This is a genomic window from Robiginitalea marina (assembly GCF_024006985.1).
GTDB classification, from domain to species: Bacteria; Bacteroidota; Bacteroidia; order Flavobacteriales; family Flavobacteriaceae; genus Robiginitalea; species Robiginitalea marina.
In genome coordinates this window covers 134,098-150,345 of record NZ_JAMXIB010000007.1, presented here as the reverse complement: position 1 = coordinate 150,345, position 16,248 = coordinate 134,098, and the positions used below count along the sequence as shown (strand labels likewise).

The following is a 16,248-nucleotide window of genomic DNA, read 5'->3' as shown; positions in this document are numbered from 1 at the left end:
GTAAATAAAGGTAACCCCAATGAAAGAAAATTACCTGGCAAAATGGCTGAATGGTGACCTTTCGGATGAGGAGCTGAAGGTTTTCCGGGAATCCCCGGAATACAAAACCTACCGCAAAATCGCCGAGGTTTCGACCCGCCTTCAGGGGCCCGAATTCGATGTGGAACAGGCCCTTGAACAAGCAAAAGAAGGGCGAAGGCCCTCCGTAGGAAAAGTTGTGGCCCTGAAGGCCTACCGCCAGCTCTGGAAGGTTGCCGCCGCCGTTGTGGTCCTCCTGGGGATTGGTTATTTCTACGTCAATTCCCTCGAGACTTCCATACAGGCCGGATTGGCCCAGCGATCCGAGGTAGTGCTGCCGGATGCCTCCGAAGTAATCCTGAACGCTGGTTCGGAGGTCTCTTACCGCGATAAATCATGGGAAAACCGCCGCCTTGTGAGCCTGAAGGGAGAGGCTTTTTTCAAAGTAGCCAAAGGACAAACCTTTACCGTGGAAACTGATGCCGGGAAGGTTACCGTCCTGGGTACCCAGTTCAATGTGCTCCAGCGGGGCGATATCTTCTCCGTCACCTGTTTCGAAGGCCGGGTACGCGTCGATCACCAGGGCACCTCCCTGGAACTCGCCGCAGGCCAGGGATACCAGGTGGCCGGGGGGTCTTTCAAAACCTTTGAGGTTGCGGCAGGTGCACGACCTTCCTGGATGGAGGACGAAAGTTCCTTTCGCAGCCTCCCGCTGTCCTTTATCCTTGAAGAGCTTGAGCGTCAGCACAGTATAAGGGTGGAAACCCGGGGGGTGGACACGGGCGTATTGTTTACCGGCACTTTCAGCAACACAAATTTGGATTTGGCGTTAAAGAGTATAAGTGCGCCCCTACAACTCGGGTATACCCGGGAAGGGGACAAAGTGCTTCTCTATGCCCAGGACACCCCGTAGAACCTTACTGGCATTCCTGCTCCTTTGGCTCGGCCTCCAGGGCGGGGTAATGGCGCAGGTTGGGGGGCAGGGGCCGGAGTCCATGGAATTATCCGCCCTGCTTTCTCGGTTGGAAGCGCGCTACGAAATCAAATTTTCCTACGCAGACCAGGACATTGAGGCTGTTTCCGTTCGGCTTGACCCCCAAGGTTCCCTTGAGGAGTTGCTCGAGGGGATCCGCCGGCAAACCGGCCTGAAAGTTGAAAGGCTCAGCGAGCGCTATTTCAGTATCTCCGCTGACGCCTTCCTCCAACTATGCGGCCGCGTCTTCGACAACCTCAAAAATCCGCTGGAAGGGGCCTCCATCGAGGTGCCCGGGCAGTCCCTGGCCACGATTAGTGATGCAGCGGGGCACTTCGCACTCGATGCGGTGCCCAGGGAAGCCACCCTCAAAATACAGTACCTGGGGTTTCGTCCGCAATATGTGAAGGCCGCGGAATTGGCCCGAAAGGAACCCTGCGCCGAAGTATCCCTGAGCGTGGATTACCAGGAACTCCAGGAGGTGGTGGTATACAAGTTCCTCACCACGGGGATCGCCAGGGAACCCGATGGCAATATCAGTATGGCCCCCGGGGAATTCGGCCTGCTGCCCGGGCTGACCGAACCCGACGTGCTGCAGATTATCCAGGCCCTCCCCGGGATCAAAAGCATCGATGAAACCGTATCGGACATCAACATCCGCGGGGGGACCAACGACCAGAACCTCCTACTTTGGGACGGGGTGAAAATGTACCAGTCAGGGCACTTCTTCGGCCTGATCTCCGCCTTCAACCCCTACCTGACCGATCGAGTCGACCTGATTAAAAATGGCTCCCCCGCCCAGTATGGCGATGGCCTGAGCGGGATCATCAGCATGCATACCCATGACCAGGTGGAACGCACCTATTTTGGGGGCGGGGGATTCAACCTGATCAGCGGGGACGCCTATGCCCACCTGCCCCTGTCGGACCGGATGGCCTTCCAGTTCTCGGCGCGAAGGTCGGTTACCGACGTATTGAACACCCCCACCTACACCCAGTTTTCCGACCGCGCCTTCCAGGACACACAGATCTCCCTGGCCACCGACAACCCCTCTGAACGGATTTCTCAACGGGACGAAACCTTTTATTTTTACGATTTCAGCGGAAAACTCCTCTATGACCTCAGCGACCGCCATCAAGTCCGCCTGAATTTCCTCTACATAGACAACGACCTTACCTATGAAGAAACCCTGGCTGCGGACGACAGCCAGAACCGAAGCCTGCTCGACCAAACCAACCTCGCACTGGGGGCCAGGCTGAAAAGCCAATGGAATGAGGCCATGTCGACGGAGCTGGTCACCTACCATACCCGGTACGACCTGGATTCCAGGATCCGCACGGGGAGCAGCGGGCAGGAACTCTTCCAGCTAAACCAGGTTAGCGAAAATGCCCTGAAGGCACACCTTGCCTACCGGTTCAGTGACCTGCTCACCTGGCAGGCGGGTTACCAGTTCCTGGAAACCGGGGTGACCAATACCACAGAGGTAAACCAGCCGCCCTTCCGAAGCCGGATAAAGAACCTGCTGTACACCCACGCCCTGTTTTCGGAATGGACCTACCGGGGCCCCGGCAGACGGCTGACCGCAACGGGCGGGGTTCGGGGCAACTACCTCCGGAACCCGGAAGATTTCAGCGATTTTATTGTGGAACCGCGCCTTAGCGTGCAGTACGGGCTTACGGAACACCTGACCCTGGTGGCCCTGGGGGAATTCAAAAACCAGGCAACCCACCAGATCGTCGACCTGGAACAAAACTTCCTCGGGATTGAAAAAAGGCGCTGGATTTTGTCCGACGGGGAGTCGCTTCCAGTGGCCACCAGCCGCCAGGCATCCCTGGGCCTGTATTATGACCGGGGTCACTGGCTGGCCAGCCTGGAAGGATTTTCAAAGGATGTGGAAGGGATCAGCACCGATACCCAGGGGTTCCAGAACCAGGACCAGTTCGCCGGGGAACTGGGAAGTTACCGGATTTATGGGTTGGAAGCCCTGATAAACTATAAAACCCCGGACTGGAGTACCTGGCTGAGTTACGCCTTCAACGACAATGAATATACTTTTGAGGCCCTGCAGCCCCCAACCTTCCCAAACAACCTGGATATCCGCCATACCCTTACCGTGGGGGTCAATTACACGCGTGACCGGCTCAAGGTGGGCGTTGGCCTGAATTACCGAACTGGCAGGCCTTTTACGGCCCCACGGCCCGCCCCGGACGATGTGGACACCTCCGTTTTCCCCAGCCGTATAAATTTCCTCCCCCCCAATAGCAGCCGCCTGCCCGACTACCTGAGGGCAGATGCCTCAGTGACCTACGGTTTCCGCCTGTCCGAAACGGTCAGGGCCACCCTGGGGGCTTCGGTGCTGAACCTCACCGGCCGCAGTAACCTGTTGAATACCTATTACCGCCTGAACGAACTCGAAGAAGTGGAAAAAGTGGAGAGCCGCTCCCTGGGCCTCACGCCCAACGCTAGCTTCCGACTGGCCTTTTAGCCCTTATAGAGCCGGGCGATAACCAGGACATGCGGAAAGGTAATCGCGGCGAGGAAGGAAAAAAACAGCGGTAGCAGCCCGTAATCCCCATTGCTGAAATACAGGAAGGCCAGGCCCAGGGTGGCCAGGGCACCCAGCCAGTATACCAGCGAAGCCTTCAGGTATTTCTTTCCGTTGTGGAGGGAGAATTGCCCGTATAGGATCCGGATCTGGTCCGCCAGGGAAGGAATGGAGTGCCAGACCACGAAATAAATGGCGAAGGCCCATAGCAGCGAGGCGGTATGGAATACCACAAAGAATACCCCGAGCAGGAAAACCTCATAAAGCAGATATCGGTAGGCCTGGGTCCAATAGAAATTCCATAAGGCTGAAGCCAGGAAGACCAGTAAAAAAAACAGGCTGCTCCAGCCAAAATACCCGGCCGGGATTTCCCTTCCGCTGATCTGACGGATGATTTCCACCACTTCCTGCGGATGCGCCTGGAAAAGCAGGGAAAGCACCAGCAGGCCATAACTCAGGTAGATACCCTTCTGAAGGAAACCATTGATACCAATACGCCGGACCCAGTGCTGTTCGCCAAAATGGTAGGCACTGATCAGGACAAAAAGGGCTAAAGTGGCCAGGGGGATCCAGGAAAACAACAACGCCATAGCGAGTACAAAACCGATATAGGCCAGCAACAGGCCCATATGGGAACGGCTACCCCGGCCGAAGGAGGCCTTTCGCTTAAGCAGTTCCAGGTCATTGGAGCCATGCAGGATCCCGAAACTGAAAATGAGCAAAAAGCCCAGGGTTTCTTCCACGCGATCTGAAAAATACACCGCCAGCCAAAGGAAAAAAAACGTGGAGACCAGCATGGCATTTTTCAAATCCAGAATTTCCAACCCTTTTGAGTTCATTTTGTTTAAAATTTTATGATTTTATTTAAACATTTATGTTTAATAATTTTTAAATTTACTTAAACAGAACTAAAAAAACTAATTATTATGGAAAGTCTTATGACAAATTTTTCGTGGGTGGCCCGCATGGCTACTGACGATTATGTAGGTTTCACCTTCTTCGTAGGGTGCATGGCCATGATGGCAGCGGCTGCCTTCTTCTTCCTGTCGATGAACCAGTTCGACAAGAAGTGGCGCGTTTCCATCCTGGTTTCCGGGCTGATCACCTTTATCGCAGCGGTACACTACTGGTACATGCGCGATTACTGGGCGGCCAACATGGAGTCCCCGACCTTCTTCCGTTATGTGGACTGGGTGCTGACCGTACCCCTGATGTGCGTCGAGTTCTTCCTGATCCTGCGCGTGGCCGGGGCGAAAAAATCCCTGATGTGGAACCTGATCCTTCTTTCAGTGATCATGTTGGTCACCGGGTATTTCGGGGAAGCCGTACAACGCGACCAGGCCTGGCTTTGGGGGCTGATCTCCGGGCTGGCCTATTTCGCCATCGTGTACATCATCTGGTTCGGGGAGGCGAAGAAACTCGCCCAAACGGCCGGGGGAGCAGTGCTGAAAGCCCACAAAACGCTTTGCTGGTTCGTACTGGTGGGCTGGGCCATCTACCCCATCGGCTACATGGCGGGTACCCCTGGATGGTATGAAGGATGGTTTACAGGCCTCAACATGGATGTGATCTACAACATTGGAGATGCCGTGAACAAGATCGGCTTCGGGCTGGTGATCTACAACCTAGCCGTACAGGCGTCCAACGATTAAAAAGGTTACCCTAATTTTTTTGATGGTTGAGGAAGGGCCTCCCCGGATGGGGGGGCCTTTTCTTTTTCAATGGCCCGGCCACCCGGAGACCTGCTTTTTGCAATACCCCTGAAAAAAGGTACTTTTACGGGTACCCAGTGCTAAACGGGTGCGGTTAAAAACCCTGGAAATGCACAAAAAAGGAAGGAAATGTTCACCCTGATGCGCCGACTGCGCAGGAACCTCCTGCAGAATCAATCCTTTGGCCGTTACGGCCTTTATGCCCTGGGGGAAGTCCTGCTCATCGTCATGGGGATCCTGGCCGCCCTATGGATCGACAACTGGAACCAGGAGCGTCAGGAAGTGAAGCGGGAACAGTTTTACCTCTCCGGGCTGAAAGAGGAGTTTCAGGCAAGCCTGAGCAAGCTCGATACCCTCATGGCGGTTAACCGGAAATCCTACCAAACGGCTGAAGACCTGCTGCAGCGGATTCCCGGGGCCTCCATTGGGGAGGAGGCGGTCCTCTCCAAAATGCTCATTAGGGCCCTCACTTACGAAATCGTCTACAACCCGAACAATTCCCTCCTCAAGGAACTCATCAATTCAGGGCGCCTGGAAACCCTGACCCACCCAATGCTCCGGCGACACCTGACCTCCTGGGAATCCTTTCTGGAGAGCGTTCGCCGGCAGGAAGAAAATCTCCGCCTCCAGCGGCAACACACCACGGACCTGCTGCGCGGACCGGAAGGCAGCATAAGGACCATTGCGGTGTATAGCCAGGTCGACCCGGAGTTGCGCCTGAACCCGGACGATCCGCTGTACAGCAACCTCGACCTGCTTAAATCCCGGGAATTTGAAAACAATTTCCTGCTTTTTATGCTGGATGCAAAAAACATGGAAACGGTCCATTACGCCCCCCTCAGGAGGGAGATTACCACCATCTTGGGACTGATCGAAGCCGGACTGGATTAACAATCCCTCACCGCGGTTTACTACATCCGCTCCGGGACCCCTATGCCCAGCAGGGCTGCCCCGGTTTTCACCACCTCCCCTACCTTTTGGGTGAGCTGCACCCGAAACGTCCGGCGCATCAGGTCGGGTTCACCGAGGATACTTACCTGCTGATAGAAAGAATTGAAGTCCTTGACCAGGTCATAGACATAATTGGCCACCAGGGCCGGGCTGTACTGCTCCGCGGCCTGTCCCACCACCGCGGGGAACTGCTCCAGGTCCTTTAGGAGCTGTTTTTCCTTGGGGTGGAAGGGGCCGGGCTGCCCTGGGGAGAGGTCCCGCGAAAAATCGAAGTCGGCCTTGCGGAGGATCGACTGGATGCGGGCATAGGTATACTGGATAAAGGGCCCGGTATTCCCCTGGAAATCCACCGACTCTTCCGGGTTGAACAGCATCCGCTTGCGGGGGTCCACTTTCAGGATGTAGTACTTCAGGGCCCCCATCCCTATGGTGTGGAAGAGCGATTTTTTTTCGGCTTCGGTAAAGCCGTCCAGCTTCCCGAGTTCCATGGAAAGTTCCTTTGCGGTCTGGTCCATTTCGGCGATCAGGTCATCGGCATCCACCACGGTGCCTTCCCGGCTCTTCATCTTGCCGCTCGGGAGGTCCACCATCCCGTAACTGAGGTGGTACAGGTTCCCTGCCCAGGCATAACCGAGTTTTTTCAGGATCAGGAAAAGGACCTTAAAATGGTAGTCCTGCTCGTTGCCTACCGTGTAGACCATCCCGGTAATATCCGGGTAATCCGAGACCCGCTGTATGGCCGTCCCGATATCCTGGGTCATGTATACCGCCGTCCCGTCGGCCCGCAGCACAATCTTTTCATCCAGGCCCTCATCGGTCAGGTCAATCCACACGCTGCCATCGTCCTTCCGGTAAAACACCCCCTTCTCCAGGCCCTCGGCCACCACGTCCTTCCCAAGCAGGTAAGTATCGCTTTCATAATACAGCCGGTCAAAGGCCACCCCAAGACTTCGGTAAGTACGTTCAAAACCCTCGTATACCCAGCCATTCATCATCTCCCACAGGGCCACCACTTCGGCATCCCCGGCCTCCCACCGCCTCAAAAGTTCCTGGGCTTCCTTCAGGCTGGGGGCTTCTTTCGCGGCCTGGTCCTCGGACATCCCCTTTGACACCAGGTCCAGTACTTCGTCTTTGTAGGCCCGGTCAAAGGCCACATAATAATTCCCGACCAGCTTATCGCCCTTCAACCCGCTGCTCTCAGGGGTTTCCCCTTTGCCATAGCGCTGCCAGGCCAGCATGCTCTTGCAGATATGGATTCCCCGGTCGTTGATGATCTGGGTCCGGTATACCTTGTGGCCGGCTGCCTTCAGGATTTCGGAAACGGAATCCCCGAGGAGGATATTCCTGATATGCCCCAGGTGGAGGGGCTTGTTGGTGTTGGGGGACGAGTATTCGACCATGATGGCCCCGGCTGAATCCGGGGGTTTCAACCCGTATCGCGCGTCGCTGCGGGCCTTGTTGAAAAAGGCCAGGTAGTGCGCATCGCTCACCTCGAGGTTCAAAAAGCCCTTGATGGTATTGTAGCCGGCAATTTCTTCTACCTCCCGCACCAGGTGCGCCCCAATGGCATTGCCGATGGCTTCCGGATTTCCCCGGAGCCATTTGAGCATAGGATACACCACCACCGTAATATCGCCCTCAAACTCCTTGCGGGTGGGCTGGAGTTCCACTGCTTCCAGGGTCTGGCCGTACAGGTGGGTTACCGCCTCGATTACCTTTTCGCTGATGAGGGTTTCGAGTTGCATAGTGTTGGGGTTTGAAGGGGCAAAAATACTAAAATTAAGGCGTATTCCGCCCAGGGCGGCAGGGGTTTCAGGGTTTGGGGCGAAATAGCTACCTTTACAAGAAAAGCTATGCTCCTCCACCTGCCTGGGCGCGGTTTCCCGTGCCGGTTTTTTGTTTCAACCCAACTGCCGGGCCATGCTGGTTAACGTATCCTACAACAACCCCGAGGTGACCCGGAAAATAGACCACCTGGTGGGCAAGCCCTTTACCTTGAAGGAGCGCTGGGCGATGAAGGGGATTGGTTCCCCCAAACTCTTTATCACCGGGGCCAGCCTGGAGATCCGCAACCTGCTGTTGCTCGACAACAACCTCGACGCCTGCAATATTGAATTGCGACCCGGCGGCATCGTCCTCAGGTTCCGTTCGCTGCTCGAAACCTATGCGTTGGTGATCCCCTATTACAAGCTTACCCTTTACAAAGGCGACCTGGCCACTTACACCGTTTATATGGACCACCATTTCGTAAAAGTACGGTCCGACACCAAAGCCATCCAGAAATTCTTCACAAAACTACTGGGCCACAGGGCAGACCAAACGCCCGACCACCCGGCCAGTTCCTGATCCCAAAAGACTGATGAACACCCAAAAGCCACAAGGCAAACCCCTCAAAATCCTGCTTACCGGGGCCAATGGCTATATCGGAATGCGCCTGTTGCCCCAACTCCTGCAGGAGGGACACCACCTGGTTTGTGCCGTCCGCGATGAAAAACGGCTGTCCATAGACCCGGAAACCCGGAAACAGATTGAAGTGGTGGAGGTCGATTTCCTGGAAGAACCCCGACCAGGGGTATTCATGGGCGATTTTGACGTTGCCTACTTCCTGATCCATTCCATGAGTTCCTCCACCACCGATTTTGACGTCAGGGAGGCCCGGGCAGCCCACCACTTCAATGCATACATGGAACAGGCCCGGCCCCGGCAGGTCATCTACCTGAGCGGGATCGTGAATGATGAGGAATTGTCAAGGCACCTGAGTTCCCGAAAAAACGTGGAGGATATCCTCTACCAGGGGCCCTTTGCCCTGACCGTCCTGAGGGCCGGGATTATCGTAGGGTCAGGGAGTTCGTCCTTTGAAATCATCAGGGACCTGTGCGAAAAACTGCCCGTGATGATCACCCCGAAATGGGTGCTCACCAAAACCCAGCCCATTGCCGTGAGGGATGTGATCCAGTTCCTGACCGGGGTACTGGGAAGGGAAGACACCTTTAACCAGTCCTTCGATATTGGCGGGCCCGACGTACTCACCTACAAGGACATGCTGAAGGGGTACGCAAAGGTGAGGGGCTTCCGCAACTGGATCTTCACGGTCCCGGTAATGACCCCGAAACTGTCTTCTTACTGGCTGTACTTCGTGACCTCAACCTCATATAAACTGGCCATTAACCTGGTAGACAGCATGAAAATGGAGGTTGTGGCCCGTGACAACCGCCTGCAGCAGCTGCTGGGCATCCATACACACACTTATGAGGAGGCCATCGACATGGCTTTCAAGAAAATCGAACAAAACCTGGTGGTGAGCAGCTGGAAGGACAGTATGGTCAGTGGCCGCTTTGACGAGAGCCTGGAGCGGCACATCCAGGTGCCCAAATACGGGGTACTGACCGACCGGAAACAGGTACGGGTCACCGACCGGGAAGCCGTGCTCGACCGGATCTGGAGCATCGGGGGGGAAAAGGGTTGGTATTACGGGAACTGGCTTTGGCGGATCAGGGGGGTGATGGATAAACTGGCCGGGGGCGTGGGCCTCAGGCGGGGCCGGACCCACCCCGACAAGATCTATACGGGGGATTCCCTCGATTTCTGGAGGGTCCTGCTGGCCGACCGGAAAAAAGGACGCCTGTTGCTGTTTGCCGAAATGCGCCTGCCCGGGGAAGCCTGGCTCGAATTCCGCCTCGACCACGACAACATACTCCACCAGCAGGCGACCTTCCGCCCCAGGGGCCTTGCAGGAAGGCTGTACTGGTATAGTGTACTACCGTTCCACTATTTCATCTTTGAAGGGATGATCCGCAGGATTGCGAATGTCGGGTAGCACCTCCCCTTATCCCCCAATAAAATTATACGGGGATCCGCAACGGGCATTTTTGAATTGTTATAATTTAGCCTTAAATGCTGCTGAATGACGCGTTTTATCGGGGTTAAGAAGCTGTTGGTCGGAATCTGGATCCTGCTGGGGCTTTTATCCGGGATGAGCTGCTCCGATCCAGGGCCTGAGATTACCTCAAAAAAAGTATTTGTTGCTCACACCGAATCGGGGTTCCAACTCTTTAAAGACGGGGTGCCCTTCCCGGTAAAAGGGGCCTGCGTTGGGGATTCCTTTTGGGAAGCCTTCCAGGAGGCTGGGGGCAATACCCTTCGGATATACGACACTACCTCCCTCAAGCACAAACTCGATAAGGCAGCTTCCCTGGGCCTGATGGTGGCCGTTGAGATCCCTGTCCCCTCCTATAGCCCGGATGAAGATACCCCGGGAGGTCCCGGTGGCCCGGATGCAATAAACCATGGCATAGCCGCGGTGGTCAAAGAACATCGAAACCACCCGGCCCTCTTGTTCTGGATCCTGGGAAACGAAGTCAATTATCCGGAATATTTTAAAGGGAAGCGCTATGTACGGCAGTTTAATGATTGGATCTCCCTGATCCACGAGTTGGATCCGGATCATCCCGTCACCACTACCCTTGCCGGGCCCTCAAGGAGGCTGATCCTGAGCCTGTACCATCGCAGTCCGGGTCTTGACTTCCTGTCCATTAACCTATTTGGCCATATTAGTACCCTCAGGGAGCGCCTGGACTCGATGTCCTGGTTGTGGGACGGCCCCTTTATGATTTCCGAATGGGGTATAAACGGCCCTTGGGAGGCTGAGGTTAATACCGATTGGGGGGCTCCTGTGGAACAAACCAGCACCAAGAAAGCGGAACAATACCTGGAGCGGTTCCGCCTGATCCAATCCTGGGAAGAACCGCGCCTGCTGGGTAATTTTATTTTTTACTGGGGACAGAAAGAGGAAAGGACGCCTACCTGGTTCAGCACCCACCTCCCCGATGGCAGGGCTACAGAAATAGTTTCCCAATTTGAGGGATGTTTGGGAGGAACCCCAAAAACCTATACAGGACCCCGCATAAATTACATGCTGCTTGAAGCAATGGGGGCAGGCCAGAGCATTACCCTCCCCCCTTCCCAAGAAGTAACGGCATCTGTCTCCTTGTCGCCTCCAGAGCCCTCCGGGCTGCTATATGAGTGGGAAATCCGTCCCGAGAACTGGTACTACAAAATCCGGGAATTGCAACAGCCCATGCCCGTGATCCCAACCGCATTCAGCCAAACTTCCAGGGATGAGGTTCGGTTTAATACTCCTTTGGAAGAAGGTCCCTACCGATTGTATCTCTACGTTGGGGATACCCTGGGAAATGTCGCCACCACCAACATCCCTTTTTATATTCTAAACCCGGGAGATGCAGAATAACCATTTGATTGAGCAGCCTAGCCGGAACGAGCGCCGGGTGATCCGCGGCATGGTCCTGCTCGGGGTGCTATCGGTGGCTCACTTTGGTTATTGGTTGTTCCAGCCCACGTATCGCGGAGATGCGCTCATTTTTTCCCTGTTGGGAATTATTTTCGGATATGGCATGCTAAGGAACCTCTATTTGTGGTACCACTATATAGATATTTCCGTCCCCCGGCCCCCTGCAGATGAGGTCCGTTTCCAAGTTGACATCTTTACGACCTATTTCCCCGGGGAACCCCTCGAAATGGTGGAAAACACCCTGCTGGCCATCCAGAAAATCCGGTACCCGCACACCACTTACCTCTGCGATGAAGCCAATGACCCATATTTGAAAAATCGCTGCAAAGCGCTGGGGGTAATTCATGTTACCCGAAATAACCGAAAGGACGCAAAGGCAGGAAACATCAACAATGCGCTGCGGCAGGCCACAGGGGAAATCTGCCTTATCCTCGACCCGGACCATGTGCCCTCACCTGATTTTCTGGACTGGGTATTGCCGCATTTCACCGATCCGGAAGTGGGCTTTGTACAGGTTGTACAATCCTACTCCAACAACCGCCACAGCCTGGTGGCCAGGGGAGCCGCCGAGCAAACCTACCAGTTTTACGGCCCCATGATGATGACCATGAATTCCTACGGGACGGTAAACGCTATTGGCGCCAATTGCACCTTCCGCCGCAAAGCCCTCGACAGTATCGGAGGGCACGCCCCCGGCCTGGCGGAAGACATGCATACGGCCATGCAACTCCATGCCCGGGGATGGAAATCTGTTTATGTCCCGAAAATTCTCGCCCGCGGCCTCGCCCCGGATACCCTGGGAGCGTTTTTTAAACAACAACTCAAATGGTCGCGCGGGTCCTTTGAACTCCTTTTCCGGGTTTATCCCAGGCTTTTCAGGCAATTTTCCTGGCGCCAGAAAATCCATTACGCCCTCCTGCCCCTGCATTTCCTGGTCGGCTTCATTTACCTGCTGAGTTTCGCCATCCCCATCCTTTCCCTTCTATTGTCCAAAACCCCCTGGACGGGTAACATATTCCTTTTTTTGATCGCTATGCTACCCATAGCCATGTCTAGCCTGTTAATCCGGGCTTATATACAGAAGTGGGTAATGGAAAAGGAAGAAAGGGGGTTCCACCTTATAGGCGGTTTGCTCCAAATCAATACCTGGTGGGTACACCTCCTGGGATTTGTCTTTTCGATTTTCAACAAGAAAGTCCCTTACCTGCCCACTCCAAAAGAAGGCGAGGCCCGAACCAACCTGCGAATTGTCGTACCCAATATTCTTATGGGCCTTCTGAGCATTTTTGCCATAATATACGGACTGCAGAGAGACCTCACGCCCTTTTCCCTGGTTATGGCAGGATTTGCCCTGCTCAATGCCATATTTATGTTTTTCGGGGTATATCTGGCCACGCGGGTGACCAATGCCAATAAAATTCTTCGCACGTACCTGGCCGGGGAGATGGTCCATTTTTTGGTTCGCGTCAAATGGGCCGCACAAATCCTGGCGACCCGGATCTTCTTCATTACCCGGAAAGCGGCCCTCCCCGTACTACTCCTCACTGCGATTTCCACAGGGTACCTCCTTGACCGCTTTTTCCTTCACCAATGGGAGGGCATACCCGTCCATGAGGTCACGCAGGCCGGCCCTTACTATTCAGGAATATTCTATCCCAACAGCCCCGGGGGGATCCCCGACCTGGAGGCGATCCGTGCGCTGGAAAACGAGCAACAGGTTGATTTCGATTTGATCTCACTCTATCTGGCCTGGGGCGATGGGGCGTTGCAGGAGATGCCAGACAGCCTGATTCGGCAGATCTATGGCAAAGGCAGTTGGCCCTTAATTACCTGGGAACCCTGGACCAGTTCCTTCCGTTCAACCGATTCCATACCCGGGCTCAGGGAAAACCGGGGTGTCTTTGCCGCCATCCTGAATGGGGTTTTTGATGGCTACATCGACCATATTGCAACCCGGCTCGGTTCGTACAGGGCCCCGGTCTTCCTACGATTCGCCCATGAATTTGATAATCCGGCCTATCCCTGGTCAGCGTCGGGGGGAAATACCCCCGGGGAATTTGTTGAAGCCTGGCGCTATGTGCATCGTCGTTTTGCCGCCCAGGGGGCAGAAAACGTCATCTGGGTATGGAACCCTTACCGGCCCGGACAAGTGGAACGCTATTTCCCGGGGGAAGCGTATGTAGACTGGATTGGGGTAACAGGCCTCAATTACGGCAGCCTGAACCCGGATGGGGGATGGTATTCCTTTGATGCCCTCTACCAACCTTTCCATGAGTCGTTTGGCAGGTGGGCTCAGCTGCCGGTTATGATTGCAGAAATGGGGAGCCTGAATTCAGGTGGGGATCGAAAGGAATGGTTGTCCGATGCCTATGAAAGCATAAAGCACGACTTTCCTGCCGTAAAGGCCTGGATAGTCTTTCACAGCCAATGGGACGGCAACATTCCCCGGGGAGCGGGCTATACAGGGCAATTCCTCGACTGGACCGGACCCCTGGAGCTGCCGGAACACACCTCCGAAAAGGACTTTTACCGGGAAGTTTCCTATGGCCCTGAAAGGAGCCAGAAAAAACCCGGGCCACCCTACAGGGCCCTGCCCATGCCTGAAGAACCGATCAGAGGGGTGAACTATAAAAAAGGGCAGGATTGGACCCGAAGCTATTACAGCCTTACCCGCAATACCCTCCAAACCGACTTTGACCAGATGAAAAAGGCCGGTATCAATACACTGCGAATCCAGGGCCCAACCATTTATGACCATAACTTGCTACAACTATCCCGGGAAGCAGGACTTCGGGTGATCTATAGTTTCTGGATCCCCGAAAACCTTGATTTTCACGGTGACCAGGAGGCACTTGAAGACCTAAAACAACAAATGCTCCAAACCATAGAACGCCACAGGGAAAACAAACATATCCTTGCCTGGAACCTGGGTAACCCGACCTGGTCCAGGTTGTCGGAAAACATACCTCGTCCGGAATTGGACCTCCAGCAGGAAGCATTTCTGGAATGGTTTTCCGGGGTATGCCGCTCCATAAAGGAGAAAGATCCTGATCGCCTTTTGTTCGCCGATGTTATCCCGTCCGAAAGGACTGGATATATCGACTTCATTCAACAAAATGTACTGCCCATCGACGCCCTGGGGATTATTGCCGCAACCAACGAGCCTTTGCAGGCTTCATTGCTTCGCTTGCAAAATGAGGGTATTGCCTGTTTTATTGCCGATGCACCCGTTGCTGCGATGTCGGGTTGGGATCCGCCCCATTTTGTTGTTCGCTCCTGGCAGGACCAGTGGGAAGCCGATCTGGTCACCTTTGACGGGCTGTTGGATCACAGGGGCCGCAAGCGCCCGGGCTATTTCACCCTGTCGCAGCAATGGGGAGGTCAACCCCGGCACGAGGTTGCAGCACGAATCGCGATCCAGCGTCCGGCAGTAGCTGTTTTCAAGGGCAGTAAAGTGCGTTACCACGCCAAACGATACAGCAATGGAGCCTGGGGGGATGTGCAGGACGACAGGCAGGAAGATTTTGAGTGGTACCTGATCAAGCAAAATGCCCATAACCAGGACCTGGCCATAAAATTCCTGGGAACCGGAACATCCATGGCTGTCATGATTCCCGAAGAATATGAGCATTATGACCTGATGCTATCCTATAAGGGCAATGGCATGGTGATTTCCGATCGAAAAGGGCTTAACCTTCCCCTAAGCGGGTATCTCAAAAAGGAGGCTACCCCCTGATCCTGGGCAAAAACACCTCCGCCATCATACAGCGGGCACTGCCACCCCCGCAGGCTTCGATGGTATCCAGGGGGCTGGAAACGATGCGCGAGGTCTTCCCGATACGGCTTATCTGCCCGGGGGTGAGCGAAGCGTGTGCCGCCGCGCTCATCACCAGCAGCCGCTCGCCGTCCCTTCCCAGCACCTGCAGCATGTTGCCGGCAAAAGAATGCATTTGCGCCTCCGAGATCTCTATGACTTCGCGGCCATCGGCCCGAAGGTGGTCCAGGACGTTTTTCCGTTCCTTCCGGTCGTCAATGGTATCGAGGCAAATCACCGCGAAAGTCTCCGCAATACACATCATAACATTGGTGTGGTAGATCGGCAGCCGCGTCCCGTCTACGGACTGGTAGGCGGTAAAGATGACCGGGGTCACCTCGAAGTCTTCACAAAATTCAATAAAGAGGCCTTCATCGGCCCGGTCGGAGAGGGCGCAGTACGCCTTTTGGTGGATTCGGTCCATCAGGATGCTCCCGGTGCCTTCAAGGAACAGCCCATCCTGCTCCGCTGCGGTATAATCCATGACGTGCCCGATTTCAAACCCCTTTTGCTCGAGCAAATCCAGGATGTCTTCGCGGCGCTCCTTCCTGCGGTTCTCCGCATACATGGGGTAGAGCACCACGGTGCCGTCTTCATGGAAGGAAACCCAGTTGTTGGGGAAAATGGAGTCCGGGGTGTCCGTCTCCAACCGGTCTTCCACCACAATGACCTCCACCCCTGCCCCACGAAGCACCTCCACGAAGGCGTCAAATTCCTCCTGGGCCTTCCGGTTGATTTCGGAATTTCGCAAGTCGAGGTCTTCCTGAAAAAAGTTGTTGACGGCCGTCTGCTCGTTCATCCGGAACTGTACCGGACGGACCATCAAAAGGGTATTGGTGATTTGCATGGTAGCGGGGTAAATTTGGCGCAAATGTAGCGAATTCCGGGACTATCTTAACCGGGATTTACCCCCCTTTTTTAACCCGC

Annotated in this window: 11 protein-coding genes; 8 read left to right on the top strand and 3 right to left on the bottom strand. The window is 55.0% G+C overall.

The window, feature by feature from the left end; all coding sequences use genetic code 11:
* Positions 1 to 19: 19 nt before the first annotated feature.
* Positions 20 to 931, top strand: coding sequence for a FecR family protein (locus tag NG653_RS10435; RefSeq protein ID WP_252741645.1), 912 nt, complete (start codon positions 20 to 22; stop codon positions 929 to 931).
* Positions 912 to 3,476 carry a TonB-dependent receptor gene (locus tag NG653_RS10430; RefSeq protein ID WP_252741644.1) on the top strand — a complete coding sequence of 855 codons (2,565 nt, stop codon included), beginning with the start codon at positions 912 to 914 and terminating at the stop codon, positions 3,474 to 3,476. The genes NG653_RS10435 and NG653_RS10430 overlap by 20 nt, the downstream gene beginning before the upstream one ends.
* Here NG653_RS10430 and NG653_RS10425 read toward each other — a convergent pair.
* Positions 3,473 to 4,375 (bottom strand): Brp/Blh family beta-carotene 15,15'-dioxygenase, encoded by a 903-nt coding sequence (locus NG653_RS10425; protein WP_252741643.1) that lies wholly within the window; start codon positions 4,373 to 4,375, stop codon positions 3,473 to 3,475. The genes NG653_RS10430 and NG653_RS10425 overlap by 4 nt on opposite strands.
* 87 nt (positions 4,376 to 4,462) lie before the next feature.
* Here NG653_RS10425 and NG653_RS10420 point away from each other — a divergent pair, with 87 nt between their 5' ends.
* Together NG653_RS10420 and NG653_RS10415 are read left to right on the top strand one after the other, a co-directional pair.
* Entirely contained in the window at positions 4,463 to 5,188 is a 726-nt protein-coding gene (locus tag NG653_RS10420; RefSeq protein ID WP_252741642.1) for a bacteriorhodopsin-like, read from the top strand.
* A gap of 189 nt (positions 5,189 to 5,377) precedes the next feature.
* Complete coding sequence (locus tag NG653_RS10415; protein ID WP_252741641.1) at positions 5,378 to 6,139, top strand: DUF6090 family protein; 762 nt, start codon at positions 5,378 to 5,380, stop codon at positions 6,137 to 6,139.
* Positions 6,140 to 6,159: 20 nt separating this feature from the next.
* Here the strand turns inward: NG653_RS10415 and argS are convergent, their stop codons facing one another.
* Positions 6,160 to 7,944: an arginine--tRNA ligase gene (argS, locus tag NG653_RS10410; RefSeq protein ID WP_252741640.1), complete on the bottom strand. Its 1,785-nt coding sequence runs from the start codon at positions 7,942 to 7,944 to the stop codon at positions 6,160 to 6,162.
* A 175-nt stretch (positions 7,945 to 8,119) separates the two neighbouring features.
* Here argS and NG653_RS10405 point away from each other — a divergent pair, with 175 nt between their 5' ends.
* The 4 genes from NG653_RS10405 to NG653_RS10390 all read left to right on the top strand — a co-directional run bounded on the left by NG653_RS10405 (position 8,120) and on the right by NG653_RS10390 (position 15,243).
* The gene (locus tag NG653_RS10405) at positions 8,120 to 8,545 is read left to right on the top strand and encodes a hypothetical protein (RefSeq protein WP_252741639.1); all 426 of its coding nucleotides are present in this window, start codon (positions 8,120 to 8,122) and stop codon (positions 8,543 to 8,545) included.
* Between the two features lie 13 nt (positions 8,546 to 8,558).
* Positions 8,559 to 10,016, top strand: coding sequence for an SDR family oxidoreductase (locus NG653_RS10400; protein ID WP_252741638.1), 1,458 nt, complete (start codon positions 8,559 to 8,561; stop codon positions 10,014 to 10,016).
* 87 nt (positions 10,017 to 10,103) lie between these two features.
* Positions 10,104 to 11,447 carry a glycoside hydrolase family 2 TIM barrel-domain containing protein gene (locus NG653_RS10395; RefSeq protein WP_252741637.1) on the top strand — a complete coding sequence of 448 codons (1,344 nt, stop codon included), beginning with the start codon at positions 10,104 to 10,106 and terminating at the stop codon, positions 11,445 to 11,447.
* The gene (locus NG653_RS10390) at positions 11,437 to 15,243 is read left to right on the top strand and encodes a glycosyltransferase (protein WP_252741636.1); all 3,807 of its coding nucleotides are present in this window, start codon (positions 11,437 to 11,439) and stop codon (positions 15,241 to 15,243) included. The genes NG653_RS10395 and NG653_RS10390 overlap by 11 nt, the downstream gene beginning before the upstream one ends.
* On the opposite strand, the gene ctlX is transcribed toward NG653_RS10390, so the two are convergent.
* Positions 15,233 to 16,168 carry a citrulline utilization hydrolase CtlX gene (ctlX, locus tag NG653_RS10385; protein ID WP_252741678.1) on the bottom strand — a complete coding sequence of 312 codons (936 nt, stop codon included), beginning with the start codon at positions 16,166 to 16,168 and terminating at the stop codon, positions 15,233 to 15,235. The two genes, NG653_RS10390 and ctlX, sit on opposite strands and share 11 nt — an antisense overlap.
* Positions 16,169 to 16,248: the final 80 nt, after the last annotated feature.